The organism is Nonomuraea sp. NPDC050310 (assembly GCF_040655795.1).
Lineage (GTDB): Bacteria > Actinomycetota > Actinomycetes > Streptosporangiales > Streptosporangiaceae > Nonomuraea.
The window spans coordinates 143,761-167,595 of sequence record NZ_JBFAKP010000003.1 but is presented as its reverse complement, the minus strand read 5'-3'; the positions used below and the strand labels follow the sequence as shown (position 1 = coordinate 167,595).

The 23,835-nt window shown below is 71.7% G+C and carries 25 protein-coding genes; 8 read left to right on the top strand and 17 right to left on the bottom strand.

Annotated elements, in window-relative coordinates; translation table 11 throughout:
• Positions 1 to 5: 5 nt before the first annotated feature.
• A complete protein-coding gene (locus AB0I67_RS10405) occupies positions 6 to 821 on the bottom strand; it encodes an aminoglycoside phosphotransferase family protein (RefSeq protein ID WP_357920793.1) in 816 nt (271 codons plus the stop codon).
• A 131-nt stretch (positions 822 to 952) separates the two neighbouring features.
• A complete protein-coding gene (locus tag AB0I67_RS10400) occupies positions 953 to 1,852 on the bottom strand; it encodes an RNA polymerase sigma-70 factor (protein ID WP_357920790.1) in 900 nt (299 codons plus the stop codon).
• A 155-nt stretch (positions 1,853 to 2,007) separates the two neighbouring features.
• Here AB0I67_RS10400 and AB0I67_RS10395 point away from each other — a divergent pair, with 155 nt between their 5' ends.
• The gene (locus tag AB0I67_RS10395) at positions 2,008 to 2,502 is read left to right on the top strand and encodes a carboxymuconolactone decarboxylase family protein (RefSeq protein ID WP_357920787.1); all 495 of its coding nucleotides are present in this window, start codon (positions 2,008 to 2,010) and stop codon (positions 2,500 to 2,502) included.
• Here AB0I67_RS10395 and AB0I67_RS10390 read toward each other — a convergent pair.
• Complete coding sequence (locus AB0I67_RS10390; RefSeq protein WP_357920784.1) at positions 2,411 to 4,447, bottom strand: FAD-dependent oxidoreductase; 2,037 nt, start codon at positions 4,445 to 4,447, stop codon at positions 2,411 to 2,413. The genes AB0I67_RS10395 and AB0I67_RS10390 overlap by 92 nt on opposite strands.
• A 200-nt stretch (positions 4,448 to 4,647) precedes the next feature.
• Between AB0I67_RS10390 and AB0I67_RS10385 the strand changes: the two genes are divergently transcribed.
• A complete protein-coding gene (locus AB0I67_RS10385; protein WP_357920781.1) occupies positions 4,648 to 5,481 on the top strand; it encodes a hypothetical protein in 834 nt (277 codons plus the stop codon).
• A gap of 14 nt (positions 5,482 to 5,495) precedes the next feature.
• On the opposite strand, the gene AB0I67_RS10380 is transcribed toward AB0I67_RS10385, so the two are convergent.
• On the bottom strand, positions 5,496 to 6,482 hold the full coding sequence (locus AB0I67_RS10380; RefSeq protein ID WP_357920779.1) for a S8 family peptidase: 987 nt from the start codon (positions 6,480 to 6,482) through the stop codon (positions 5,496 to 5,498).
• Between the two features lie 72 nt (positions 6,483 to 6,554).
• Positions 6,555 to 7,673 carry a ferritin-like domain-containing protein gene (locus tag AB0I67_RS10375; protein WP_357920776.1) on the bottom strand — a complete coding sequence of 373 codons (1,119 nt, stop codon included), beginning with the start codon at positions 7,671 to 7,673 and terminating at the stop codon, positions 6,555 to 6,557.
• Positions 7,674 to 7,749: 76 nt separating this feature from the next.
• Between AB0I67_RS10375 and AB0I67_RS10370 the strand changes: the two genes are divergently transcribed.
• Positions 7,750 to 8,382, top strand: a complete 633-nt coding sequence (locus tag AB0I67_RS10370) for a TetR/AcrR family transcriptional regulator C-terminal domain-containing protein (RefSeq protein ID WP_357920773.1) — start codon at positions 7,750 to 7,752, stop codon at positions 8,380 to 8,382.
• 102 nt (positions 8,383 to 8,484) lie between these two features.
• Here the strand turns inward: AB0I67_RS10370 and AB0I67_RS10365 are convergent, their stop codons facing one another.
• Complete coding sequence (locus AB0I67_RS10365; RefSeq protein ID WP_357920770.1) at positions 8,485 to 9,048, bottom strand: transglycosylase SLT domain-containing protein; 564 nt, start codon at positions 9,046 to 9,048, stop codon at positions 8,485 to 8,487.
• Positions 9,049 to 9,382: 334 nt separating this feature from the next.
• Positions 9,383 to 9,793 (bottom strand): transglycosylase SLT domain-containing protein, encoded by a 411-nt coding sequence (locus AB0I67_RS10360; protein WP_357920768.1) that lies wholly within the window; start codon positions 9,791 to 9,793, stop codon positions 9,383 to 9,385.
• 193 nt (positions 9,794 to 9,986) lie between these two features.
• Here AB0I67_RS10360 and AB0I67_RS10355 point away from each other — a divergent pair, with 193 nt between their 5' ends.
• Positions 9,987 to 10,472: a glutathione peroxidase gene (locus tag AB0I67_RS10355; RefSeq protein WP_357920765.1), complete on the top strand. Its 486-nt coding sequence runs from the start codon at positions 9,987 to 9,989 to the stop codon at positions 10,470 to 10,472.
• A 4-nt stretch (positions 10,473 to 10,476) separates the two neighbouring features.
• Here AB0I67_RS10355 and AB0I67_RS10350 read toward each other — a convergent pair whose 3' ends face one another.
• Positions 10,477 to 10,959 (bottom strand): nucleoside deaminase, encoded by a 483-nt coding sequence (locus AB0I67_RS10350; RefSeq protein ID WP_357920762.1) that lies wholly within the window; start codon positions 10,957 to 10,959, stop codon positions 10,477 to 10,479.
• Positions 10,960 to 10,982: 23 nt separating this feature from the next.
• Complete coding sequence (locus tag AB0I67_RS10345; protein WP_357920759.1) at positions 10,983 to 12,032, bottom strand: LacI family DNA-binding transcriptional regulator; 1,050 nt, start codon at positions 12,030 to 12,032, stop codon at positions 10,983 to 10,985.
• Positions 12,033 to 12,190: 158 nt separating this feature from the next.
• Between AB0I67_RS10345 and ugpC the strand changes: the two genes are divergently transcribed.
• On the top strand, positions 12,191 to 13,408 hold the full coding sequence (ugpC, locus tag AB0I67_RS10340; protein ID WP_357920758.1) for a sn-glycerol-3-phosphate ABC transporter ATP-binding protein UgpC: 1,218 nt from the start codon (positions 12,191 to 12,193) through the stop codon (positions 13,406 to 13,408).
• A 146-nt stretch (positions 13,409 to 13,554) separates the two neighbouring features.
• Positions 13,555 to 14,154, top strand: coding sequence for a hypothetical protein (locus tag AB0I67_RS10335; RefSeq protein WP_357920756.1), 600 nt, complete (start codon positions 13,555 to 13,557; stop codon positions 14,152 to 14,154).
• A 13-nt stretch (positions 14,155 to 14,167) separates the two neighbouring features.
• Here AB0I67_RS10335 and AB0I67_RS10330 read toward each other — a convergent pair whose 3' ends face one another.
• The 8 genes from AB0I67_RS10330 to AB0I67_RS10295 form a co-directional block, all read right to left on the bottom strand.
• Positions 14,168 to 14,698, bottom strand: a complete 531-nt coding sequence (locus AB0I67_RS10330; protein WP_357920754.1) for a DinB family protein — start codon at positions 14,696 to 14,698, stop codon at positions 14,168 to 14,170.
• Positions 14,699 to 14,745: 47 nt separating this feature from the next.
• The gene (locus AB0I67_RS10325; RefSeq protein WP_357920751.1) at positions 14,746 to 15,288 is read right to left on the bottom strand and encodes a hypothetical protein; all 543 of its coding nucleotides are present in this window, start codon (positions 15,286 to 15,288) and stop codon (positions 14,746 to 14,748) included.
• Between the two features lie 39 nt (positions 15,289 to 15,327).
• The gene (locus AB0I67_RS10320) at positions 15,328 to 17,250 is read right to left on the bottom strand and encodes a multicopper oxidase family protein (protein WP_357920748.1); all 1,923 of its coding nucleotides are present in this window, start codon (positions 17,248 to 17,250) and stop codon (positions 15,328 to 15,330) included.
• A complete protein-coding gene (locus AB0I67_RS10315) occupies positions 17,247 to 17,672 on the bottom strand; it encodes a hypothetical protein (RefSeq protein WP_357920745.1) in 426 nt (141 codons plus the stop codon). The genes AB0I67_RS10320 and AB0I67_RS10315 overlap by 4 nt, the downstream gene beginning before the upstream one ends.
• A gap of 173 nt (positions 17,673 to 17,845) precedes the next feature.
• Positions 17,846 to 18,301 carry a carboxymuconolactone decarboxylase family protein gene (locus AB0I67_RS10310; protein WP_357920743.1) on the bottom strand — a complete coding sequence of 152 codons (456 nt, stop codon included), beginning with the start codon at positions 18,299 to 18,301 and terminating at the stop codon, positions 17,846 to 17,848.
• Between the two features lie 49 nt (positions 18,302 to 18,350).
• Positions 18,351 to 18,815 carry an Rrf2 family transcriptional regulator gene (locus AB0I67_RS10305; protein WP_357920740.1) on the bottom strand — a complete coding sequence of 155 codons (465 nt, stop codon included), beginning with the start codon at positions 18,813 to 18,815 and terminating at the stop codon, positions 18,351 to 18,353.
• A gap of 36 nt (positions 18,816 to 18,851) precedes the next feature.
• Positions 18,852 to 19,601: an SDR family oxidoreductase gene (locus tag AB0I67_RS10300; protein ID WP_357920737.1), complete on the bottom strand. Its 750-nt coding sequence runs from the start codon at positions 19,599 to 19,601 to the stop codon at positions 18,852 to 18,854.
• A 30-nt stretch (positions 19,602 to 19,631) separates the two neighbouring features.
• Positions 19,632 to 19,919, bottom strand: coding sequence for a carboxymuconolactone decarboxylase family protein (locus tag AB0I67_RS10295; RefSeq protein ID WP_357920734.1), 288 nt, complete (start codon positions 19,917 to 19,919; stop codon positions 19,632 to 19,634).
• Positions 19,920 to 20,099: 180 nt separating this feature from the next.
• Here AB0I67_RS10295 and AB0I67_RS10290 point away from each other — a divergent pair, with 180 nt between their 5' ends.
• Together AB0I67_RS10290 and AB0I67_RS10285 are read left to right on the top strand one after the other, a co-directional pair.
• Entirely contained in the window at positions 20,100 to 20,792 is a 693-nt protein-coding gene (locus AB0I67_RS10290) for a hypothetical protein (RefSeq protein WP_357920731.1), read from the top strand.
• Positions 20,793 to 20,801: 9 nt separating this feature from the next.
• Positions 20,802 to 23,750 (top strand): AAA family ATPase, encoded by a 2,949-nt coding sequence (locus AB0I67_RS10285; RefSeq protein ID WP_357920728.1) that lies wholly within the window; start codon positions 20,802 to 20,804, stop codon positions 23,748 to 23,750.
• Positions 23,751 to 23,835 lie beyond the last annotated feature (85 nt).

Below are 23,835 nucleotides of genomic sequence, written 5' to 3'. Positions count from 1 at the left end.
AAATCTCACATCCTGGCGTTCAGCTTTCTGATCGCCTTAGCGAGAGGCAGATCGAGCGGCTCGTCGTTCAGCAGTGCGGCGCCGACCCCTTCGATGACGAAGGTCGCCTCCCAGACGCGCGCCCTCCGGTAGGTCTCCGTGTCGACGGCTGCCGCAACCGCCTCCCACCCGTGCCACGCGAGGCAGGCGGCGTCGACCGCAGGGTCGAAGGGGGAGGCGAGATCCCAGTCGAGGACGCCTACGACGGCGCCGTCCGGCCCCCAATGCACGTTGTCGCCTGCCAGGTCTCCGTGGACAAGCCGGGGTGGCACCGGCGGCAGTTCGGCAGCGGCCTCGATCCGGCGCCGCGCCTCACCGCGCACGTGACCGGGGAGCCGAGGCAGGACCTCCTCCAGAAGCAGCTTTTCCCAGTGCTCGCGTCCCGCGTAGGCGTGAGGGACGTCCAGGACGTCCTGCAATGCGGCGACATCCACGGCCGCGAGGCCGTCGATGAGCTCGCGCAGCCGTACGGGATCGCCGCTGCCCTTGGGGTGCGCGGCACCGCCGACCCAGCTCAACGCCACAGCCGCGAGGCCGTCGACCGTCGCCACCGGACCAAGGGGCTCGGGAACGCGGAAGGGCAGGTCGAGCGCGGCGAGCCGGGACAACAAGGCTGTGCGTCTGGGCAACTCGGCTGCGCTGCTCCGGCTGCGCGCCACCCGCACGGCTGCAGTGCCCGGCAGCAGCACGACGTCGTGGAACTGCCCACCGGTCAGGACGGCGTTGTCCATGGGCCTGCCGGGCAGGAGCGTTGCGGCGATCTGCAGGAGCCGATCTCTCATGGGCCCAGCGCCTGTGAGGTCGCCGGCATGCAACCTGCTGGTGTGACCCACCTGGCCTCCGGTCATGTCGGGAAGGGATCTTGAATGGCCCCGGGCTCGCTCACCAGGGGTAATGGTACGCCTGGGCAGGGTCAGCGGCGGAGGGTGGTTTCGTGGTGCAGGCGGGACAGCTTCTCCGGGTTGCGCACCGCGTAGAGCCCGGTGATGAGGCCGTGATGGACGTGCAGGGCCAGGACGGTGTCGATCTGGCCGTCGATGCGGACGACGAGCGCAGGGTGGCCGTTGATCTGGGCCGGGGTCAGGGTGGCGGCGGCGAAGCCGGCCAGCCCGGCGGTCAGGACGGCGGCGACGGATGCGGCGCCGTGCACGGGGGAGAGCAGGGCCTGCTTGATGCCGCCACCGTCGCCGAGGAAGACGACGTCGGGGGCCAGGCGGTCGAGCAGTTCCCGCAGGTCGCCGGTGGTGATCGCGCGCTGGAAGGCCGCGAGTGCGTCCCGGGCCTCGGCCGGGGAGGCCACGCCGCGGGGGCGGCGGGCGGCGACGTGGGCTCGGGCCCGGTAGGCGAGCTGGCGGACGGCGGCGGGGGACTTGCCGACGGCGTCGGCGATCTCGTCGTAGTCCAGGTCGAACACCTCGCGCAGCACGAAGACGGCCCGCTCGATCGGGATGAGCGTCTCGAGCACCAGCATCATCGCCATCGACACGCTGTCGGCCAGCTCGACGTCCTCGGCCACGTCGGGCGCGGTCAGCAACGGCTCGGGCAGCCACGGCCCGACGTAGGACTCCTTGCGGCGGGCGAGGGCGCGCAACCGGTCGAGCGCCTGGCGGGTGGTGATCCGTACGAGGTAGGCCCGCTGGTCCCGCACGGCGGCGAGGTCGACGCCCGACCAGCGCAGCCAGGTCTCCTGCAGCACGTCCTCCGCGTCGGCGGCCGAGCCGAGCATCTCGTAGGCCACGGTGAACAGCAGGTTGCGGTGCGCCACGAAGGCGGCGGTGGCGCTCTGTGGACCTGTTTCGGCCGGACTCGGCATGGCGGCTCCTTTCGTTCCCATGTCACGCACAGGACGACGGGACCGGGTCCTTTGTAACACCGGCCTGGGTCACGTTCCACGCGGTGTTACGCCGGGCGGGCCGGCCGCGTCTGGTGTTCGTCCGCAAAGGCACGACACCAAGGAATGAGCACGAGATGAGTGACCTGCGTTTCGACCTGACCGCCAACGAGCTCGGCGCCAAGCTCGGCAAGCGGTTCCAGAGCGTCAGCATGGCGATCATGGGGTCCACGTTGCCGAAGCCGCTGATGGAGATGCTGGAGCTGCGCGCCAGCCAGATCAACGGCTGCGGCTACTGCGTGGACGCCCACGCCAAGGAGCTGGCGGCGGCGGGAGAGTCCGCGACCCGGATCAACTTGGTCGCCGCCTGGCGTGAGGCGAGCGTCTTCACCGGCGCCGAGCGCGCGGCGCTGGCCCTGGCCGAGGAGGGCACCCGGCTCGCCGACGCGCACACCGGCGTGTCCGACGAGACGTGGGCCGAGGTGCGTGAGCACTTCGACGACGACCAGATCGCCGCGCTGGTCTACCTGGTCGCGATGATCAACGCGGCCAACCGGCTGCTGGTGATCGTGCGCCAGAAGGGCGGCTCGTACCAGGCCGGAGGGTTCGCCGCCATGGCGAACACCCGGTAGGGCCGCGCGCTAGGCGTCCGTGGGCGGGGCGGAGGCGTTCGGCGCCGGTGAGGGGCTGGGCGCCGAGGGCGGTCTCGAGTTGTTCCCACCGCCGCACCAGGTCGGCCAGCATCGACATCAGCACTTCAGGGAAGGCGCTGAGAAAGGTGCGGTAGCGGTACTCGTCGAGTGAGTAGACGCAGACTTCGCCGACCGCGGTGACGGAGGCGGTGCGGGCGTCGAAGAACAGGTCGTGCGCGCCCAGCACCGCGCCCCGGCCCAGGACGGCGGGCTGGTAGACGCCGCCGAAGTCCACCTCGACCTCGCCGCCGGCGACCAGGAAGAGGCCGTTGCCGTGGTCGTCCTCGCGGCAGACGCGCTCGCCGGCGGCGAAGCCGAGCTCGTCGAGCATCGAGGCCAGCGTCTCCAGTTCGGCCTCGGCCAGCGACTCGAACAGCCGCACGCCGTACGGGTCGCTGCCCGCGCGCAGGCACTCGACCCGGCGGCGGAGCTCGGCGTCGTTGACGGTGCCGATCCGCAGCCGCGCGAAGCGCTTCATCCGGTCGATGTCGCGCCGCTGGCGTCGCGGGGTCTCGGTCGCGGGCGGGCTGTACAGGGCGGCGTCGCCGCTGATCCGGGCGGCTTCGCGCAGGCCCGACTCGTAGGCGCTGTGCACGCACCCCCAGTGGTGGCTGTTGGTCGCCTCGCCGGCGAAGTAGAGGCGCCCGGCGACGGGCTCGGCCAGGACGTCGAGGTCGGCGGGGGAGGAGCCGACGCCGATGCAGGTGTAGGAGCCGCGCGCGAACGGATCGGCCGACCAGGCGGTGCGCGAGATCGACTCCGGGGCGGGGACGGCGGGCCCGAAGATGTCCTCGATCACCGTGCTGGCGTAGCCGGCCACCCGCCGCTCGCTCCAGGACTCGATCTCCCGGCCGAGGGAGGCGCCGACCAGCAGGACGAGGATCGGCCGGCCGTGCGTCTTCCACATGTTCACGACCACGGTCGGGTAGCGGTCGGTGTCGCGGCACAGGTAGCCGAAGACGTACCGGTCGTCGGGCCAGAACCGCTCGCGGTAGTGCAGGGCGATCTTGTTGAGGGTGCCGAAGCCGAGCCGGTCGATCGCCGCCCGCTTCGCGGCGGGCAGCGGCGGCCGGAACTCCACCGTCCCGGCTTTGAGCACCCCGAGCGGTACGGTCACCAGCACCTTCTCCGCCTCGAAGTCCCCCAGGCCGGTCGTGACGCGCACCGGCAGGGAGCCGGCGTCGACGCCGGTCACCACGTGCCCCAGCCTGATGTCCTGCCCGGCGGCCAGGGAGTCGGCGACCGCTTGGTAGCCCTGGTGCAGCACGCTGTCGCCGTGGCCGTAGACCAGGTAGCCCTCCTCCCAGAACTTGAACGACAGCCTGGCCGCGTCCTCCGCGACGTCCTCGCGCAGGATGACGTTGAGGTGGTAGCGGACGGCCTGCTCGTCCTCCGGCCCGTAGGCCCGAGCCGCGAGGACCTCGCCGATCACCTCGCCGAGCGGCTGGTCGGGCCGGCCGTGCCGGCGGGCGAGCAGGGCGCGCTGCTCGACCTCGTGCAGCACCTCGTCGGCCAGCTCCTGGGTGCGGTTCTTGGCGCTCTGGCTGGTCAGCCGCCGGTCCGGGCCGAACAGGTGGAGGCTGTCGAGCCCGCCGGTGTAGGAGCTGTCGCCGCCGACGTAGCTGTAGGGCAGGTCGAGCTGCTCGACCAGGGCGGTCACCGGGTTGCCCTCGGTGCCGTGGATCCAGTGCGCGCCAAGGTCGACGCCGTGGCCGTCGGTCCAGATCCGGCCGCCGACGCGGTCGCGGGCCTCCAGGATGGTGACCGGGTGCCCTCGTTCGCTGAGCGCGCGGCCGGCCGCCAGCCCGGCGATCCCCGCGCCGATGATCAGGACGCGCTCCCGGCGAGCCGAGGCCTGGGCGGGAATCCGCGGGAAACCGTCCACCGGGAGACTCCTTTGAACACTTTGAGTATCGCTCTTTAACTCTCCGTAGTATTGCGTCGGCAAACGCGGCTTGTACGGCGAAGCCCGCCGTAGCCTGGCCGTGATCCCCGGCGGGCATAGTCGCGAAGATGCCCGCCCCTTTGCGAAGCCGCTCCCAAGCCGGGTATATGGCCATGCACGGCAGCGGTCATGAGACCCGTGTGCTGAGAAAAGTCCTGGCCGCCCTGCTGCTCGTCGCCGGGTGCGTGCTGGCGCCCGTGGCGGTGGCAGGGTTCTGGGCGGCCAACGAGATCGTCGACTCCGACCGTTACGCCGCCGCCGTCGGCCCGCTGGCGGACGATCCGGCCGTCCAGTCGGCCGTCACCGAGCGGCTCACCGACGAGATCGTCCAGTACCTCCCGCTCGACCGGGCGGTGCGGGGCGCGGTGCAGCGGGTGGTCACCAGCGACGCCTTCGCCCGCGCCTGGACCGAGGCCAACCGCGTCGCGCACGACCAGCTCGACGCGCTGCTGTCGGGGGAGGGAGGCGGCTCCCTGGTCACGGAGGACGGGACCACGGTGAGCCTGGACCTCGGGCCGCTGATCAACGGGATCAAGCAGCAGCTCGTCGCCTCGGGGCTGACCTTCGCGGGGCGGATCCCCGCGGCGCATCCCACGATCGAGCTGGTTCAGGTGGAGGATCTGGCGTTCTACCAGAGCCTTTATCAGTGGGCGGCGAAGCTGAAGTGGGTCTTGCCCGGGCTTACGGTGGTCCTGCTGGTGCTGGGAGTGCTGGCCGCGCGGCGGCGGTCGCGGGCGCTGGTGTGGACCGGGCTCGGGCTGGCGCTGGGCATGGCGGTGCTGGCCGGGGTGCTGGCGTGGGCCCGGTCTGGCTATCTCGGGGCGACCGGGACCAAGGGGCTCGATCCCGCGGCGGCGGCGGCCTTCTTCGACGCGCTCACCCGGTCGTTGTGGATCGGGCTGCTGGTGATCGGGGTCGCCGGCCTGCTCCTGGGGGTCGGGGCCTGGCTCGCCGGCCGCCACCGCCGGGCCTGACCCGCCACAAGGTCTTACGGGTGGGCGGGCCGGCCCAGGCCGGCCGTCGCCTCCGAGAGGGCCGCGCGGGCGTCCACAACCCCCGCGCCCAGCCGCGGGTCGCCGGAGGGGTTGCGGGCCGTCGTCCGGATGGCCTGCACGGCCTCCGCCGGGGTGCGCCCCTGGGCCAGGAGCAACGCCACCACCGCCGACACGTACGGCGCGGCCATCGAGGTCCCGTCCAGCTTGCCGTACCCCGAGGTGTTCTTGACCGTCTCCGGCGTGGCGTAGGTGGGCAGGGTGGACAGGATCCCCACCCCCGGCGCGCTGACCTGCCCCTCGGCCCCGACGTTGGTGAACGACGCGGGCCGGCCCTGCGGGTCGCTCGCCCCGACGACCAGGACCGGCGTGCCCACCTTGTACGGCTGCTTGATCGTCGCGTCGTTGCCGGCCGCCGCGACGACCACCGCGCCCTTGTTCCACGCGTACTGGATCGCCTGGTTCAGCACCCCGCCCTTGAGCAGCCGCGACATCAGCCCCGACTCGCCCAGCGACAGGTTGATCACCTTGGCGCCGTGGTCGGCCGCCCACATGACGCCCTTGATGATGGTCGCGTTGTCGCCCGCGCCCAGCGTGGACAGCACCCGCACCGGCATGATCTTCGCCTCCGGCGCCCCGCCCGCCACGCCGACGCCGTTGTCGGTCACCGCGGCCGCGATCCCGGCCACGTGCGTGCCGTGCCCGTTCTGGTCGGCGGCCTCCTCGTCGCCGGCGACGAAGTCGTACCCGTCCACCAGGTGGTCCTTCAGGTCGGGATGCCCGAGGTCCACCCCGGTGTCCACCACCGCCACGACGATGTCACCGCCCCTGCTCTGGTCCCAGGCGCCGGGCAGGTTCAGCCCGCCCAGCGCCCACTGCTGGCCGCGCAGCGGATCCGGCCCGTCCGACCCGCACCCCGCCAGCCCCGCCGCCAGCCCTGCCACCAGCCCCGTCACGGCCACCAGGGCCAACGCTCGTCTCATGTTCGTCCGGTACCCACGGCGGGGGCCGCAGGTGGCGGGGCTGGTGAGGATTTGACCGGCCGCAGAGCGGGCTCAGGCCTCGGCCGCGCCGGTCGCGATCGTCTCGGCGACCTCCTCGGCGCGTTCGGCCTCCTCGGCCGCGAAGCGTTCCCGGTCGAGGCGGTCGGCGATGTCCTCGTCCTGCTTCATGAGCGCCTCCAGCGACTGGCCGGCCATCTCCAGCACGCCCATGTCCGCGTACGCCTGCTGCAGCCGCGGCGACCACAGGCCGATGTCCTTGACGCACGGCACGATCCGGCTGAACAGCAGGGAGCGGAACAGCCGCAGGTACTCGGAGTTGTCCACGGCGGTCATCGCCTCGGCGACCTCGGTCTTGGACAGGCCGAGCGACTCCCAGCTCTCCTGCCCGCGCAGCCGGTCGCGCATGAGGTAGCAGCCCTCGATGACGAAGTCCTCGCGCTCGCGCAGCTCGCTGTCGGAGAGGTTCTTGTAGTAGTCGCGCAACGCCATGCGGCCGAAGGCGACGTGGCGGGCCTCGTCCTGCATGACGTAGGCGAGGATCTGCTTGGGCAGCGGCTGGGTGGTGATGTCGCGCATGACGCCGAAGGCGGCCAGGGCCAGGCCCTCGATGAGCACCTGCATGCCGAGGTAGGGCATGTCCCAGCGGGAGTCGGACAGCGTGGAGTCAAGCAGCGCCTTGAGGTGCTCGTTGATCGGGAAGGCCAGGCCGACCTTCTCCTGTAAGAAGCGGGCGTAGGTCTCGGCGTGCCGCGCCTCGTCCATGGTCTGCGTGGCGGCGTAGAACTTGGAGTCGAGGTCGGGCACCGATTCGACGATCTTCGCCGAGCAGATCATCGCGCCCTGCTCGCCGTGCAGGAACTGGGAGAACTGCCAGGCGGCGCCGTGCCGGCGGACCTCGTTGCGCATCTCGGGCGACATGCGGTGCCACAGCGGGGTGTCGTAGATGGCGATCGTCTGGTCGGGGATGCCCAGGACGTTGTAGGGGTTCACCTCCAGCGACCAGTCGATGCGCTTGGTGGAGTCCCACTGCTTGTCCTTGCCCTTCTGGTAGAGGGCGAGCATGCGGTCCCGGCCGTCGTCGTACTCCCAGGTGAACCTGGAAGCGCCGGACATCTCGACGTCCCAGGTCGCGAGCGAGGCGGGGATCGTGTACAGGTCATGGGTCGACATGCGGGGGCCTCCCAGATACGTACGCTGTACGTGCACGGTGACACGTACGGTGTACGTACGTCAATAGAATGGCGGGGTGGCCCTGAATCGCAGCACCATCGTCGAGACGGCGATCGAGCTCATCGAACGCGAGGGCGCCGACGCGGTCTCGATGCGCCGCATCGCGGCCGACCTGGGGGTGGGCGTGATGACGCTCTACAACCACGTGCCGAACAAGGCCGCGCTGCTCGAAGGCGTCGCCGAGACGGTGCTGTCGAAGATCGAGTTCAGGGACGACCCCGACGCCCCCTGGCCCGACCGCGTCCGCATGCAGGCGCACGCCTTCCGGCAGATCGCCAGCCACTACCCGCGCTCGACCATGGTCGTGGTCAGCCGCCAGCTCAACTCCACCGCCGGGCTGCTGCCGGTGGAGCGGGCCCTGGCGACGTTGCGCAGCGCCGGCTTCGACGGGCCCGACTCGGTGCGCATGCTGCGGATCTTCATCGCCTACATCGTCGGCTCGTTGCTGCGCGAGGTGGGCGTCACCCCGACCTTCGCGCCCGCCCACGGCTCGGCGGTGCGGCCGCAGGAGGTCGACCGGGCGTTGTTCCCGCAGGTGGGGGAGCTGGCGTCGTTGCTCAACGTCTGCGACCACGAGGAGGAGTTCGCCTTCGGCGTCGAACTGCTCATCCAGGCGATAGCCGTACATCCGCGCAGGAAGCCCGTCTGACCGGGCTTCGGTGGGATGATCGGCCCAGGTGCACGAAAGGGCCGGTCGCCCAGGCGACCGGCCCCCTCGCACGCGCACCCGCACCTTCCCCTGAGCGGCTGCCTAGTACCAGTTGTGCGATCTGAAATGACCCCAGGCCCCGCAGGGGCGGCCGTAGCGGTCCTTGATGTACCTCAGGCCCCAGCGGATCTGGGTGGCCGGATTGTGCCGCCAGTCCCGTCCCGCCCCGGACATCTTGCCCGCGGGCAGCGCCTGCGGGATGCCGTAGGCGCCGGAGGACGGGTTCTGGGCCCGGTGGTTCCAGTTGCTCTCCCGGGTCCAGAGGCTGTCCAGGCACCGGAACTCCTGGAAGGACCACGCCCGCTGCTGGAGCATGTCGCGCGCGATCCGCTTGTTGGTGTCCTTGCCCGGACGCCTGACCGGGGTCTTCGGCCGGACGCCGGTCCGCCACGACCCCACGTGCTCGGCCGGCCCGGCGTCGGTGCGCCAGGTCCGGGTGGCCCCGGGCTTGTCGTGGGCGGCCTCGGCGGTCGCCCGGACGATGACGGTGCCTGGCCCGGAGTCCGCGGCCGTTCCTGTCTCCGTGTCCGCCGCTGCGGTCGCGGTGCTCGCACAGGTGAAGGCCACCACGGCGAACGTTCCGCACAGAGCGCTTTTGCTGTTCAAATCGATCCTTGCTGTCCGGTCGCGTGCGGACAGGGCCCCGGTTCCTCCTGCAGGGCCCGTCTCCGGCGCGCCCGTGGCTCGGGCGAGCGGGGTCCGCGCGGCCTGGCCGGGATCTGGTACCGCCCAGCGTTCTGACGGCCCGGCAGGCCCGCGACGTGCTCTGTAGGCGGTTCTAGTACGGCTTCGCCCCACCGGGACACGAATGCCGAGGGCGACAGACAGGTGTTTGCCGGACCATTCGGTACGGCAGGCGGCCTCGCGGGTTCGCCTTGGGCCGCCCCGGTGGCTGACCTACCCGGGCTTCACCGCGCCTTGGCGGCGGCGTGGGGCGGGCTCAGTACCAGCCCCGTGCGAGGAACTGCGACCAAGCCCCGCACGGCGTGCCGTACCGCTGCTTGATGTAGCTCAGCCCCCACGCGATCTGGGTGCGGGGGTTGGTGCGCCAGTCGCGGCCGTGGGTGGACATCTTGTGCGCGGGCACCGCCTGCGGGATGCCGTAGGCGCCCGAGGAGCGGTTGCCGGCGCGGTGGTGCCAGTTGCTCTCCCGGGTCCACAGGCGCTCCAGGCAGCGGAACTGCGCGCGGCTCCAGCCGCGCTGGGCGACCATGGGCCGCGCGATCGCCTTGTTGCGGGCCTTGACGCTGCTGGTCTCTGCCTCCGCGGCGGTCGCGGTCGTGCCCGTGGTCCCCGCTGCCGCCAGCGCGGCGGCGGCGAAGAGGGCACTCGTACGGCGGAGCTTCGGCATGGGGGATTTCCCTTTCGGATGGCTCACGAGGGACTGCGACACCGTCGCGCATGTGGGCGTTCCGTCGCGAATTGACCTTGAAAGGGAAGGGGCTTACCGATCTTCGCCCTTTAGTGGATGTTCAGGCGATATGTCGGGAAATTGTGGACTGCGTCACACTTTGCGGGAGAGGGTGATTCTGTAGGCTCGCAGGATGAGTCTTCGCGACATCCCGCTGCGCACCCTTGCCGACGAACCCACCACCCTGGCCGAGCTGGCCGGCGACGGTCCCGTCCTGATCGTCAACGTGGCCTCCCGCTGCGGCCTGACCCCGCAGTACACCGGCCTGGTCGCGCTCCAGCGCACCTACGGGCCGCGCGGTTTCACCGTGGTCGGCGTGCCCTGCAACCAGTTCATGGGACAGGAGCCCGGCAGCGCCGAGGAGATCCAGGAGTTCTGCTCGGCGACCTACGGCGTCGACTTCCCGCTGCTGGAGAAGACCGAGGTCAACGGCGACGGGCGGCACCCGCTCTACGCCGGGCTGGTCGGCACGGCCGACGCCGCGGGCGAGGCCGGCGACGTGCAGTGGAACTTCGAGAAGTTCCTGCTCGACCGCGACGGCTCGGTGGTCGCGCGGTTCCGACCCGGCACCGAGCCGGAGGACCCGGAGGTCACCGGGGCGATCGAGAAGCTGCTCTGAGTCCTCAGGCCGGGTGCCGCGCCGCGTACCTGCGGTGCAGCTCCCGGACCTGCTCGGCCAGCTCGGGGACCGGCCCCTCCACGGGGACGCCCGGGGCCACCTCGTTGATCGCCAGGGCGCGCACCGGAGCGGCGGGCGCGCCCAGCTCGGTCCGCCAGGCCACGAGCTGCTCGGTCGAGCTGGCGTAGACGATGCGGCCCAGCCCCACCCAGGCGTGCGCCGCCGCGCACATCGCGCAGTGCTCACCGGAGGTGTAGACCGTCGCCGCCGCGCGCTCGGCCGGGGTCAGGTGCCCGGCCGCCCAGCGCGCCAGCATGAACTCCGGGTGCCGGGTCTGGTCGCCGCCGGAGACCTCGTTGTGGCCCTCGTTCAGCGCGACGCCGTCCGCCGAGACCAGCACCGAGCCGAAGGGCTGGTCGCCCTTGTCCAGGGCGAGCTCGGCCAGCTCGACGCAGCGGCGCAGGAAGCGCAGATCAGCCTCGTTCATGCGGCCCAGTCTAGGGAGCCGCCTCAGCCCTGTGATCGTCTGGGGGCGCAGCTCCCGCGCACGACCAGCTCGGTCGGCAGCAGCACGCTCCTGGCCCGGCGCAGGTCCGGGCGGAGCGCCAGCTCGGCCGCCCGGTAGCCGATCTCCCGCGCGGGCTGGGCGATCACCGTCAGCGGCGGCGCCGACAGCTCGGCCCACGGCACGTCGTCGTACATCACCAGCGACAGGTCCTTCGGCAGCCGCAGATCCAGCTCCCGCGCCGCCAGCAGCGCCGCCTCGCCCAGCAGGTTGCCGCCCGCGACCACCGCCGTCAGGTCCGTACGGCTCTGCAGCAGCCCGGCCGCCGCGGCGTAGGCCGAGTCCCGGCTCGTCTCGGCCAGCACGACGAGCTCGTCGTCGAACAGCGGGCCCAGCGCCTCGCCGAAGGCCGCCACCCGGCGGGCGTGGCCGGCGCCGCCCAGGTAGGCGATGCGGCGATGGCCCAGGCCGGTCAGGTAACGCACCGCCGTACGCATGCCGGTGCGGTCGTCGGCCAGGACCGAGGGCACCTCCACCGGCCGGCGCGGCGGCCGGAGCCCGTCGAGCACCTCCAGGTCGCCGAGCGACTCGGTGTCGGCTTCGGCCGCCTCCGGCAGGCGGTCGGCGAAGACCACGCGCATGCCCGCGCGGGCCACCGGCGTCCAGCTCTCCTGGCTGCCCGACGGCACCGCGACCACCCGGTCGATGCTCTGCTCCAGCAGCGCGCCGACCAGCTCGGCCTCCTGCTCGGGGTCGCCGCCGGTCGAGCCCACCTGTACCGGCTCGCCCACCGCCCGCGCGCACGCCAGCACGCCTTCGGCCAGTGCCCCGTAGAACGCGTCGGTCAGATCGGGCAGCAGCAGCCCCAGCCCGCCGGTCCGCCGCTGGCGCAGGTTGCGGCCCAGCGCGGAGGGCCGGTAGTCGAGCTGCGCGGCGACCGCCAGCACCCGCTCGCGCGTCTCGGGACTCGCCGAACCGCCCGACAGCACCCGCGAGACCGTCGCCACCCCGACCCCGGCCGCCTCGGCCACGTCCTTGATCGTCACACGCTGCATGGAAACGATTCCATCATGCCGTTCCAGACTAGTCGAGTACGGCGGGATAACGGCGCAGCTCATTGCCCAGGACTCTTGACATTAATGTCCGTTTCGGGTGAGATGCATGAAAACGTATCCATGCCGGGGTCACCCTCCCGGTTGCGCGAAGGACTGTTATGGCATCCATCGTTCTGAGCAACGTCGACAAGGTGTACGCCGGCGGTGTCAAGGCCGTCAACGGCCTCAACCTTGAGATCCGGGATGGCGAGTTCATGGTGCTCGTCGGCCCCTCCGGATGCGGTAAGTCCACCGCGCTCCGGATGATCGCCGGGCTGGAGGACATCAGCGGCGGCGAGATCTCCATCGGCGACAAGGTCGTCAACCACCTGCCGCCCAAGGACCGCGACATCGCGATGGTCTTCCAGAACTACGCGCTCTACCCGCACATGACGGTCGAGGAGAACCTCGCCTTCGGCCTCAAGCTTCGCAAGATGCCCAAGCCGGAGATCCAGAAGCGGGTCAACGAGGCCGCCAAGATGCTCGGCCTGGAGACCTACCTCAAGCGCAAGCCGGCCGCCCTGTCCGGTGGTCAGCGCCAGCGTGTCGCCATGGGCCGCGCCATCGTCCGCGAGCCGCAGGCCTTCCTCATGGACGAGCCGCTGTCCAACCTGGACGCCAAGCTCCGCGTCTCCATGCGCGCCTCGCTGAACCAGATGCACGAGCGCCTCGGCGTCACCACCGTGTACGTCACCCACGACCAGGTCGAGGCCATGACCCTCGGCGACCGCGTCTGCGTCCTGCGCGACGGCCTCCTGCAGCAGGTCGACACCCCGCAGAACCTGTTCGACAAGCCGGTCAACCTGTTCGTCGCCGGCTTCATGGGCTCGCCGTCCATGAACTTCGTCACCGCCGACATCGTCCGCGACGGCGGCGCCGCGGTGTCCTTCGCCGGCTACAAGCTGCCGATCCCGGACTCCACCTTCGCCGACAAGCCGGGCCTCGACAAGTACATCGGCCGCCAGGTCATCCTCGGCATCCGGCCCTCCGACTTCGAGGACGCCGCCTCCGCCGGCCAGCACGCCAACGGCTGGGCGACCATCCCGGCCAAGGCCGAGGTCACCGAGGAGCTCGGCTCCGAGATCAACGTCCTGTTCCTGATCGACGCCCCGCCCGTCGAGCACAAGGACACCGTCGCCGCCCAGGACACCGGCGACGACGAAGAGGCGGCCCTGCCGCTGGTCGGCGACAAGTCCCTGTGGACCGCGCGCGTCAACGCCCGCTCGCACGTCCGCCCGGGCCAGTCCATCGACCTCGTCGTGGACACCCACAACCTGCACTTCTTCGACAAGGAGTCGGGCCTGGCCATCGGCCACGCGGCCAACATCGGCCGCTAGTCCCCCTCCGCGTCACCCCACGCGTTCAGGCCCTCGCCGCAACCCCCTCCTGCGGCGGGGGCCTGACGTCTTTCCGCCTCTCGACCGCGGCGAAGATCGGACGTACCTTCTGGGGGCGCGACGTGCGCCGGCCCTGAGGAGCGTGCATGAGATTCGAAGTCATCCCGGTGGCGAGATACGGCATCGACCCGCGGACGATCCCCGCGATGGACCTGCGGGCCAGGAACAAGGGGGTCACCGCCGGCATGAACGTCGCGACCTTCCACCTGGGCCTGCGCGCTCCCGGGAAGGCGGCCGAGGGCTTCAAGCCGCTGCGGTTCACCAAGGCCAGCCAGGGAGTGGGCTACTACCTGGACGCCAACACCCGCGGCGTGCAGGTCCGGACCAACGACAGCCACTCCGAGTCGGTCTTCTACCGCAGCGACGAGTTCACCGGGCTGCGCCAGTCCGAGCAGTGGCCCACCGCCAACGTCATCGAGTGGGTGTTCACCGAGCGCCCGGCTTGCGGCGGCGCCTGGTGGGGCAACAAGCGCATCCAGGGCGGCTGCGCGGACATTCTCTACAACCTCGACGACGCCCAGCGGCTGCGCAAGTGGGACCGGGACCCCGCCGAGCCCGAGCCCTACGCCGTCCGCCCCGACCTGGAGATCACCGTGATCTGCCTCCAACTGGATCCCGAGCTGACCTTCCTGCAGAACATCAAGCCCGCCCTGACGGCCTACAAGAAGGCGAACGACATCAGGTGACCCGCCGGGCGGGTCACTCCGCCTCGGCGATCCGGTCGAGCGCGGGCAGGTAGGCCCGCCACGGGCCCACGTCGTCCCGGTAGCGGCGGGCCAGGACTTCGCCGATCTGCCCGAGGTGGGTCAGGTCGTGGGCGACCCAGGTGGCGAGGAGCTGGCCGAGGGTGACGGTGCCGAACTCGGGGTGGGTGCCGGTGCGGGCCAGGTCGTCGGGGCGGAGGCCGAGGCCGTCCAGCTCGGCGAGGCTCCGGGCGCGCACCTCGCGGAAGCGGGCCAGCACGTCGGCCAGCGGCTCGCGCTCGCGCCGCAACATGGCCTCGCGGTCGAACGCCTCGAAGGTGTGCCCGGCGCCGCGGTCGAGGATCACCCGGGCCCGGGGCAGCCAGTTGGCGAGGTCGCCGGTCTCCAGGTGGCCCAGGATGTCGTAGGCGCTCCACGTCCCCGGCCCGTCGTTGCGATGGACCCAGTCGTCGGGGAGCCCGCCCAGGAGGCTCTCCAGGGTGGACGGCGTGCGGGACAACATCGAGACGGCCTCGCGCAGCTCCATGCCTGGATCGTAGCCCGCGGCCGCGGCCTGTCGACCGGCTGCGCGGCTCAGTCTGCCCGGCTGCTCTGGAAGTGCCGGTAGTCCTCCGGTACGGCGAGACCGAACCGCTCGCACAGGGCGGAGACGTCGGCCCAGTCGTCGGCGTCCACGGCGTAGCCGGTGTGGAAGCGCACCAGCCACTCCGGGCTGACGCAGGCCACCTCCCGCCCGCCGATGCGGCCCTTGCCGGTCAGGGCGTCGGCCGGATAGCGCTCGCCGTTCTCGGGCGGGCCGTACACGCCGTGGCCGTCCTCGTCGAGGACGATCACGTGGAAGTCGATCAGGTGGCCTGCCGGGTCGCCCAGCACGAAGTTCCACGGCGTGGCGTCGTCCCGGGGGACCGGCTCGTAGCCTTCGGCGTGCAGGGCGGCGAGCACGGCCGGCAGGTCGGTCTGCTGGATGGCGAGGTCGAGGTCGCCGTGCGGCCGGGTCTGGACGCCCAGGCAGGCGTCCACCGCCCAGCCGCCGTCGAGCCAGACCCGGACGCCCAGGCGGTCCGTCAGGTCGAGGAAGGCGTGGACGTCGGCCGCGGTCATCTCCGATGCGGGCACAGGGTCATGATGCCCGAACGGGGCCGGGGAAGTAGTGGATCACTCGGGGTGGTTGCCCGAGGACCGGCCCGCGTCGAACGGCGTGCCGACGCCCTCGTAGGCCAGGTGGAAGGTCATCCCCAGCGCGGCGTGCGACAGGTCGTGGCAGTGCGACATCCACACGCCCGGGTTGTCCGCGCGCAGCGCCACCTCCCAGACCTCGCCCGGGGCGACGTCGAAGGTGTCCATCCGCAGGTGCCCGGCGGGCCGGCCGTTGCGGGAGAGCACCAGGACCTCGTGGCCGTGCGGGTGCATGGGGTGGGTGTCCCGGCCGCGGTTCGCCACGGTGATCTTGATGAGCTCGCCCTCGCGGACCACCGGGGCCTCGATGTCCGGCCACACCCGGCCGTTGACCGTGTGGGCCGGCCTGGGCAGCCCGTCCAGCAGGGTGAGCCGCCGATCCAGCACCCAGGTCACCTCCCGGTCGAACCGCCGCGGCGGCGGCGGCCCGGCGGGGGCGTAGGCGGTGATGTCCAGCAGCGCCCCCGCCGGCGGCGCGGGCGCGGGGCCGTCGCCCAGCACCAGGAGCCGGTTTCCGGCCGAGAGCGCCACCGCCCCGGCGGGCGGCATGGTGAACACCAGGTCGTACCGGCCGCCCGCCGCCAGCCGCAACCGCTCCCCACGCAACTGCCCGGGTCGCGTCAGCTCGCGGCCGTCCACGGCCGCCAGCCGGTACGGCACGCCGCTCAGGCCGAGCAGGGCCGGGGTGTTGGCGGTCACCGCGACACGCAGCCGCACCCGGCTCCCCGGCTCGGCGGCCTGCCGGACGACCCCCTCGGCGGGCGCCGATCCGTCCACCGCGAGCACCGGCGCCCCGCCCAGCTCGTGCAGGACCACGGTGTGCTCCACCGCCTCCGACGCCCCGCCGGACACCACCAGCAGGCCGAACAACCCCATCCGCACCGCAGGGTCGGACAGGTCGTGGCTGTGGTACCAGAACGTCCCCGGCTGCGTGGCACGGAAGCGGTACACGAACTCCCCGCCGGGCCGTACCGCGTCCTGGGTGACGCCGGCCACCCCGTCGTCCCCGGCCCGCACGGGATACCCGTGCCAGTGCAGGGTGACCGCGAGCTCCGGCATCCGGTTGACCAGCCGCACCTCCACCAGCTCCCCGACCTCGGCACGGAGCGTCGGGCCGGGCACCGTCCCGTCGAACGTCCAGGCCGGCACCCGCCGGCCGGAGGCGAGGGTGATCGTGGCCTCCCGCGCGGTGAGGGTGAATCGCCGGTCCGGCGCGCCCGGCGGCTCGCGCAACGTGGAGACCTGCCGGACGGGCGCCCCCGCGGCCCGCCCGGCGGCCAGCACCGTGGGACGGCCACGGGTCAGCGGCTGCGCCATGGCGTGCGCGCCGAGGTTGAGCCGCTCGGGCACCCGGCTGGCCGAGACCGCCGCCACCGCCCACACCAGGGCGAAGCACAGCAGGGCCACGCCGGCCGCGGTGCCCGCCTTGCCGGGGCGGCGCGGACCGCGCCAGGTGAGCGCCCCCGCCCCGGCGACCAGCGCGACGACCAGCCCGGCGTGGACGGGGCGCACCGGGTGCGTGACGACCAGCGCGACCAGAACCCCGGCCAGCCCGCCGTAGGCGGCCAGCAGTACCACGCGCGGGTCCACGCCGGGCCCCGGGCCGGGGGCCGCCTGCCGGAGGAGGCCGGGGGCGGCGGCTTGCCGTACGAGCTGGTAGAGGACGACGAGGGCGGGCAATGAGACGAGCGGCACCGCCAGCAACAGCCGATCGGCGGCGAACCACCAGCCGGAACCCGCCAGCGCGACCGCCACCCCCACGCGCGCGGCGGTCAGCACGAGCGCGGGAGCCAGCGCCCACCAGCGGCCGCCGCGCCGCAGGGCGTAGGCGGCGACCGGCCAGGCGACGGCCACCGCCGCGACGAGCACGTCGTCGAGCAGCAGGAGCGCGGCGGTGCTCACGCGGTGACCTGCCGGGCCAGCCGCCGCGCGTCACGCAACTGCGCCAGCACCGACCAGAGCAGGAGCAGCCCGAGGATGGCGTGGAAGCCCAGCACCACGTCGGTGCCGAGGCTGAAGGACCCCGGCGTCTCGGAGACCAGCTCGGCCAGCGGGAAGAGCACGAACAACTGCCCGACGACCACGCCCAGCGGCGCGAGCGCGAGGCCGATCTGCCGGCCGCCGGCCTTGGCGAGGGCGGCGACGAGCGCCAGCAGCAGGGCGAGCACCGGGATGACGATGACGCCGTTGACGAAGTGCGGGACCATCGGGCCGGTCAGCGGCGCGGGCTGCGGCCGGTGGAAGGCGCCGAAGGTGGCCAGGTAGAACTGCACGATCACCGCCGCCACCTGGAGGGCGGCCAGGATCAGCAGGATTCTGCGCATGGGATGCCTTTCTGGGGAGCGCGCCGCGGAGTGCGGGCACCGCCCAGGGTGCCCGCGCCCGCTTGGCTCCCTCTTGGCACCGACCGCGACACCGCCACGGGCGCGCGCCAAGTGAAAGGCAAGTCGCCCCGCCGTACCGCGGGTGCACGGCCCGCGGTACGGCGAAGCAGCCGTCAGCGGCGGTAGTGCCCGGCGGGCAGCCGGAGGGTGACGCCGAGCCGGTTCCAAGCGTTGATCATCGCGATCCCGAACACCAGCGCCGACAGCGTCTCGTCGTCGTAGTGCTTGGCAGCCCGCTCCCACACCTCGTCCGGCACCCCGTGCGGGTTGTCGGCGATCCGGGTGGCCGCCTCGGCGAGGTCGAGGGCGGCCCGCTCGGCGTCGGTGTAGTAGGGCGCCTCGCGCCAGGCGGCCAGCGACCAGAGCCGCTCGTCGCTCTCGCCCTGCTTCTTGAGGTCGTGGGCGTGCATGTCGACGCAGAGGGCGCAGCCGTTGATCTGGCTGACGCGCACCTTCACCAGCTCGTAGGTGGTGAGGGGCAGCGTGCTGCGGCGCACGGCCGCCTCGGCGCTCTGGAGCGCCTGGTAGGCGGCGGGCACGTGGTCGGAGGCGTTCAGCCGGGGGTCCATGTTCTCTCCAAACTAGATATTTGATATCCAGAATTAAGGCAGCGGACGATCACGACAGCCAGCCGCGCACCCGCTCCGGGGCGCCCGGGCTGCGCCGGTCCACCTGCGCCATGAGGTCGGCGAGGGACTGGTCGGCCAGCTCCCGCCGCCAGGCCAGCTCGGCCCGGCGCATGCCGGTCGAGATCGGGCACAGCTTGCGGTAGTCGACGCCCTCCTCGCCGTTGGGCGCCTGGCGCAGGATCTGCATGCAGCGGAAGGCGTCCTCCCGGCCCTCGATGGCCACGACCACGTCGAGCAGGGTGATCGCGCCCGGCTCGCGGGCCAGCCGGAAGCCGCCGCGCGGCCCGGAGACCGAGCTGAGCAGCCCCGCCTTGACCAGCAGCTGGAGCTGCTTGTTCAGGTAGGCGGCGGGCAGGTCGTAGAGCGCGGCGAGCTTGGCGGCGGTGACCGCCTTGCCCTCCGTCCAGGCCAGGTTGAGGCAGCAGTGCACCGCCCACTCGACCCCTTCGCTCATCCGCATATCCTGGATACTACACCTCCAGGATTACGGTCACCTCCCCAGGCGGGCGTTGACCGCGTGCTGGACCCGGCGCGGCACCAGCCCGCCGATCGCGACGATCGCCTTGTACACCGCGCCCGGCACGCTGACGGTCACGCCGCGGGCCAGGTCGCGCATCGCGGCGGCGGCCACCCGGTCGGCGTCCAGCCACAGGAACTCCGGGATCCCCGACATGTCCATCGAGGCCCGCCGGTGGAACTCGGTGTGCACGAAGCCCGGGCACAACGCCATCACCTTGATCCGCGGGTTGCCCAGCTCCCCGGCGACCGACTCGGTGAAGTTGACCACCCACGCCTTGGAGGCGCTGTAGGAGCCGCGGTTGAAGAAGGCGGCCACGGAGGCGACGTTGATGATCCCGCCCCGGCCCCGGCTGCGCAGCACCGGCAGGGCGGCCAGCGTCAGCCGGAGCACGGCCTCGCAGTGCACCTTCAGCATGGTCACCTCGTCCTCGGCCGGGGTGCTCAGGAAGGGCGTGCCGTGCCCGAATCCGGCGTTGTTGACCAGCAGGTCGATGCCGTCGCGCACCCGCGACTCGACCCGCTCCAGGCCCTCCTCGGTGGCCAGGTCGGCGGGCAGCGTCTCGGCGGCCACGCCGTACCGGAGCTTGAGCGTCTCGGCGCTCTCGGCCAGACGCTGGGCGTCGCGGGCCACCAGGACCAGGGAGAAGCCGTCGGCGGCCAGGCGGCGGGCGAACGCGGCGCCGATGCCCGCGGTCGCGCCGGTGATCAGTGCGGTTGGCATGCCTCACCCTAACGCGGGCGAAGCCGGGACTTATCGCCTGGTCTGCGGGTCGATGCGGTCGATCAGTTCCTCGGCCTGCCGCGACAGCCGTGCCCCGCGCGACCAGCCGGCGTAGTGGGTGAGGAAGGCGACCGCCGCCCGCAGCTCGCCCGGGGTCAGGTCGCCGGTGCGCAGGGCGGCGTCGAGCTGGATCTCGATCTCCTCGTCCAGCCCCTGGGCCACCAGCAGGCCGGTGAGGAGCAGCCTGCGGTCGCGGTCGCTGAGCTCCGGCCGGGACCAGACCTCCAGGTAGCGCCGTTCGGCGACGGGATCAGTCATACCTAGGAGTCGGACGTGAGCGGACCACGCGTTACACGTGCCGGCACCAGCGGGCATCCGATCACAGAAAAACCAAGGTTTAGCCAAGATTTGGTCAAATTTCCCAACATCTGGCCCGGGCTATTCCTCCCGAAACAGGGCACAAAGACCTCGTTGGGTCTAAAGCGGAGGTAAGCCCTGGTGAAAGGTGCATGGGCTTGGCAGCGGCTGACCGCGACCACGGTCGCGGTCTTTGTGATGTCAGGGGTCGCCGCATGCGGCCAGAACGAGTTCACCTACATTCGCGACCGTGAGGGCACCACGTACTTCAAGGTGCCGTCCTCCTTCTCCAAAGTCGACTCCTACCCGATCGACCTCTTCCTGAACGGGCACGACCCCGCCTCGGCGGCAGCCGCCGAGGCACGGAACCGCGTCTGGTCGACCGCCTTCGACCGGGCCGAGGAACCGAACGCGGCCCACCTGCTCGGCTCGGCGGAACCGTTCGTCTACGCCACCGTGCACAAGCTGGACGACGAGGAACGCGGCTGGGTCTCCCTGAACCGCCTGCGCGACTTCTTCCTGCCCGTGACCAAGGAACGCCGCGCGATGCTCGCCGAGCAGGCCCAGGCCTTCGGCCAGCAACCGCCCTTCACCAACTTCGAGCTGCTCCTGGACGAGCCGGTCACCCGGGACGGCGGGCGAGGCGTGCATGTGCGCTTCAACTACCGGTTCAAGGACACCGTCCAGACGTTCGACCTCACCTCGCTGCTCGACGAGGCGGGCGACACGGTCTCCGCCCTGGTCATCAGCTGCCAGACGCAGTGCTTCCAGGCGCGCATGGCCGAGATCGACCGAATCAAGGACTCCTTCAAACTGATCCGGCTGCCGGGTTAAGGGGCGCAGGTGAAGCAAACGATCTACCACGAGGGACTGCGCGCACCCGACAGCGGTCCCGACGACTCCGCCGTGCTCACCAGGAAGCGCCTGCCGCTCTGGGACCGGATCAAGTTCCTCGTCCTGCTCGGCGTCGCCTTCCTGGTGCTGACCTGGAAGACCATGGCCGACTACGAGGGCATCATGCCCTTCGTCGAGGCCATGCGCGCCATCGCCGCCGAACACCAGTGGATCTTCTGGTTCATCGGCCTCGAACTGGTCCGGCAGACGCACTTCCTGATCAGCGAGCGCTCCTCCGGCTACCACCGCTTCTGGAGCAAGACCGTCTTCGGCGGCACCGAACGCTGGAGCCACCGCCGCTTCAGCGACTGGACCCGCTTCCGCGTCTCGCGGGTGCTGAAGATCGCCTTCTTCGTCACCGTGCTGGCCCTGGTGCTGGGCGCGGTGCTGGACACCAGCCCGTTCATCGCGCTGTTCCAGGCGCCCGCGCTGCTGTTCATGGCGCTGCCGTACGTGGCGCAACTGGCCTTCGCCTTCTTCTTCGTCATCTTCCAGTTCGTCGGCCTGTTCTGGTTCCTGTCGCGCGGCGGCATCGAGACCTACTACCCCGACGACATCAAGACCCGCTTCAAGGACGTGTGGGGCCAGGACCACGTGGTCGAGCGCGTCCGGGAGAACATCGTCTTCCTGGAGCGGCCCACCGAGATCGAGGACCGCGGCGGCTACGTGCCCGGCGGCCTGCTGCTGTGGGGACCGCCCGGCACCGGCAAGACGCTGATGGCCGAGGCCGTGGCGGGCGAGACCGGCAAGCCGTACGTCTTCGTGGACCCCGGCGCCTTCATCAACATGTTCATGGGCATCGGCATCCTCAAGGTCAAGTCGCTCTTCCGCAAGCTGCGCAAGCTGGCCCTGCGCTACGGCGGCGTGATCGTCTTCTTCGACGAGGCGGACTCGCTGGGCCGCCGCGGCCGGCTGGCCGGCCAGCCGCAACCGGGCGCGGGCTTCCAGCAGAACGGCTGCCACGGCTTCAACTACCTCAGCGAGCAGACCCGCTCCACGCTCGCCTTCCGTACCCCGCAGGCCGACGAGCCGGTGGAGAGACGCCGCTTCATCATGGGCGGCGGCATGAACGGCGGCGGCGGCGACATGGGCACCCTGCAGGCCCTGCTCACCGAGCTGTCCGGCCTGAAGAAGCCGCGCGGCTTCTTCAACCGCCTGGTACGGCGAGCCCTCGGCATGCGGCCCAAGCCCCCGCCCAAGTACCGGATCCTGGTCATGATGGCCACGAACATGCCAGACGCGCTCGACGAGGCCCTGCTGCGCCCCGGCCGCATCGACCGCATCTACAAGGTCGGCTACCCGTCCAAGGCCGGCCGGGTGCGGACCTACGAGGGCTACTTCGCCAAGGTCGAGCACGACCTCACCGCCGAGCAGATCGACAAGCTGGCCACGATCACCCCCTACGCCACCGGCGCGACGATCAAGGACCTGGTCAACGAGTCCCTGATCACCGCCATCCGCGACGGCCGCGAGGTGATCACCTGGGGCGACGTGCTCAAGGCCAAGCGGCTCAAGCAGCTCGGCCCGCCCGAGGACGTCGAGTACATCGAGCGCGAGCGGCACGCGGTCGCGGTGCACGAGGCCTGCCACGCGGTGATCGCCTACCGCACCCGCTACCACCTCGAGATCGACATCGCCACGATCGAGAAGGGCGCCGACTACCTCGGCATGGTCGCCTCGATCAAGCCGGAGGACCAGTTCACCCGGTGGAAGTCGGAGTACGAGGCGGACATCATGGTCTCCCTGGCCTCGCTGGCCGGCGAGCGCATGTTCTTCAGCGAGGACAACTCCTCCGGCGTCTCCGGCGACCTGCACTCGGCGACCTTCCTGACCGCGCTGATGGAGTCGTACTGGGGCATGGGCTCGGGCGTCACCTCGCTGCCCGCGCTCCAGCAACTGGAGATCATGGGCGGCAAGGCGATGCCGCGCCAGCGGCCCACCGGCGGGCCGGTCTCGATCACCGACCCCGACCCCGGCCGGCCGAAGCCGGACCTGACGCCCGACGTGCTCGGCGAGCGCATCGAGTACAACCTGGTCCGGCTGCTGGACAAGACCGAGGCGTTGCTGCGCGAGCACCGGCGTGACGTGCTGTGCCTGGCGCACGCGCTGGAGACGCACAAGACGCTCAACGGCGACGACGTGGTGGCGATCTTCGAGCAGCGGCGCGGGCCGCTGATCGACGGCACGGTCTACTCCTCCGACGAGCTCTTCGAGGAGATCGAGGAGTACCACGTGGAGGCGGCGCGGGCGCACCGGGAGCACAGCCGGGTCATGCGCGAGCTGCCCGGGCCGCAGCCGGAGCCGGTCGTGCCGGCCGAGACCGGGGCCGCCGCGACGGTCGCGGTGCTCGCCGCACCGGCGGCCACGCCGTACGCGACGCCGGTGCCGGACGCCTCCCCGGGGACCGCTCCGGTGGTGGAGGCCGAGGTGGTCACCCAGCCGGAGTTCGTGCCGTGGGCGCCGGAGACCTCCGCGCCCGGCCCGGCCGTGCCCGACGCGGCCGGCATCGCCTCGCCGTGGCCGGCGGACTCGCCCGCCGAAGCGCCCGTACGCCGGCGCGGCAGGGGCGTGCTGGTGGTCGTGGCCAGCCTGTGCGCTCTGATCGCCGTCGCGGTGATCGGCGCGCTGCTGACCACGGGAGCGCTGCCCGGAGCGGGCGCCTCGGCCGCGGGACTGGCCTCGCCGGGGCTGCTCATGGCGTTGTTCGTGGTCGTGCTGGCCGTGGTCGCGGGCCTCGGCGTGACGATGATCGTGGTCAGGGCCATGCGGGCCGCCCAGGCCCGGGCCGAGCAGGACCGCGACCGGGCCAACGCCCGCGCGCAGCTCCTGGCGGCGGCCATGGACCCGGAGACGGCCATGCGCCTGCTCGGCTACGACGGGAGGAAGGACCAGCCCTAGCCCGGCGTGCTTCCGGCCGCCGTCGCGGATCTCCCGCGGCGGCGGCCACGTCGTCGCTCCCAGAGAGTGTCCAGGTCGGCTCGAT

Bases quoted from the DNA above. Each gene is read 5' to 3' on its own strand.
- AB0I67_RS10405 (WP_357920793.1), bottom strand. From the start codon at position 821: ATGAGAGATCGGCTCCTGCAGATCGCCGCAACGCTCCTGCCCGGCAGG.
- AB0I67_RS10400 (WP_357920790.1), bottom strand. From the start codon at position 1,852: ATGCCGAGTCCGGCCGAAACAGGTCCACAGAGCGCCACCGCCGCCTTC.
- AB0I67_RS10395 (WP_357920787.1), top strand. From the start codon at position 2,008: ATGAGTGACCTGCGTTTCGACCTGACCGCCAACGAGCTCGGCGCCAAG.
- AB0I67_RS10380 (WP_357920779.1), bottom strand. From the start codon at position 6,482: ATGAGACGAGCGTTGGCCCTGGTGGCCGTGACGGGGCTGGTGGCAGGG.
- AB0I67_RS10375 (WP_357920776.1), bottom strand. From the start codon at position 7,673: ATGTCGACCCATGACCTGTACACGATCCCCGCCTCGCTCGCGACCTGG.
- AB0I67_RS10360 (WP_357920768.1), bottom strand. From the start codon at position 9,793: ATGCCGAAGCTCCGCCGTACGAGTGCCCTCTTCGCCGCCGCCGCGCTG.
- AB0I67_RS10355 (WP_357920765.1), top strand. From the start codon at position 9,987: ATGAGTCTTCGCGACATCCCGCTGCGCACCCTTGCCGACGAACCCACC.
- AB0I67_RS10350 (WP_357920762.1), bottom strand. From the start codon at position 10,959: ATGAACGAGGCTGATCTGCGCTTCCTGCGCCGCTGCGTCGAGCTGGCC.
- AB0I67_RS10345 (WP_357920759.1), bottom strand. From the start codon at position 12,032: ATGCAGCGTGTGACGATCAAGGACGTGGCCGAGGCGGCCGGGGTCGGG.
- ugpC (WP_357920758.1), top strand. From the start codon at position 12,191: ATGGCATCCATCGTTCTGAGCAACGTCGACAAGGTGTACGCCGGCGGT.
- AB0I67_RS10335 (WP_357920756.1), top strand. From the start codon at position 13,555: ATGAGATTCGAAGTCATCCCGGTGGCGAGATACGGCATCGACCCGCGG.
- AB0I67_RS10330 (WP_357920754.1), bottom strand. From the start codon at position 14,698: ATGGAGCTGCGCGAGGCCGTCTCGATGTTGTCCCGCACGCCGTCCACC.
- AB0I67_RS10315 (WP_357920745.1), bottom strand. From the start codon at position 17,672: ATGCGCAGAATCCTGCTGATCCTGGCCGCCCTCCAGGTGGCGGCGGTG.
- AB0I67_RS10310 (WP_357920743.1), bottom strand. From the start codon at position 18,301: ATGGACCCCCGGCTGAACGCCTCCGACCACGTGCCCGCCGCCTACCAG.
- AB0I67_RS10305 (WP_357920740.1), bottom strand. From the start codon at position 18,815: ATGAGCGAAGGGGTCGAGTGGGCGGTGCACTGCTGCCTCAACCTGGCC.
- AB0I67_RS10300 (WP_357920737.1), bottom strand. From the start codon at position 19,601: ATGCCAACCGCACTGATCACCGGCGCGACCGCGGGCATCGGCGCCGCG.
- AB0I67_RS10295 (WP_357920734.1), bottom strand. From the start codon at position 19,919: ATGACTGATCCCGTCGCCGAACGGCGCTACCTGGAGGTCTGGTCCCGG.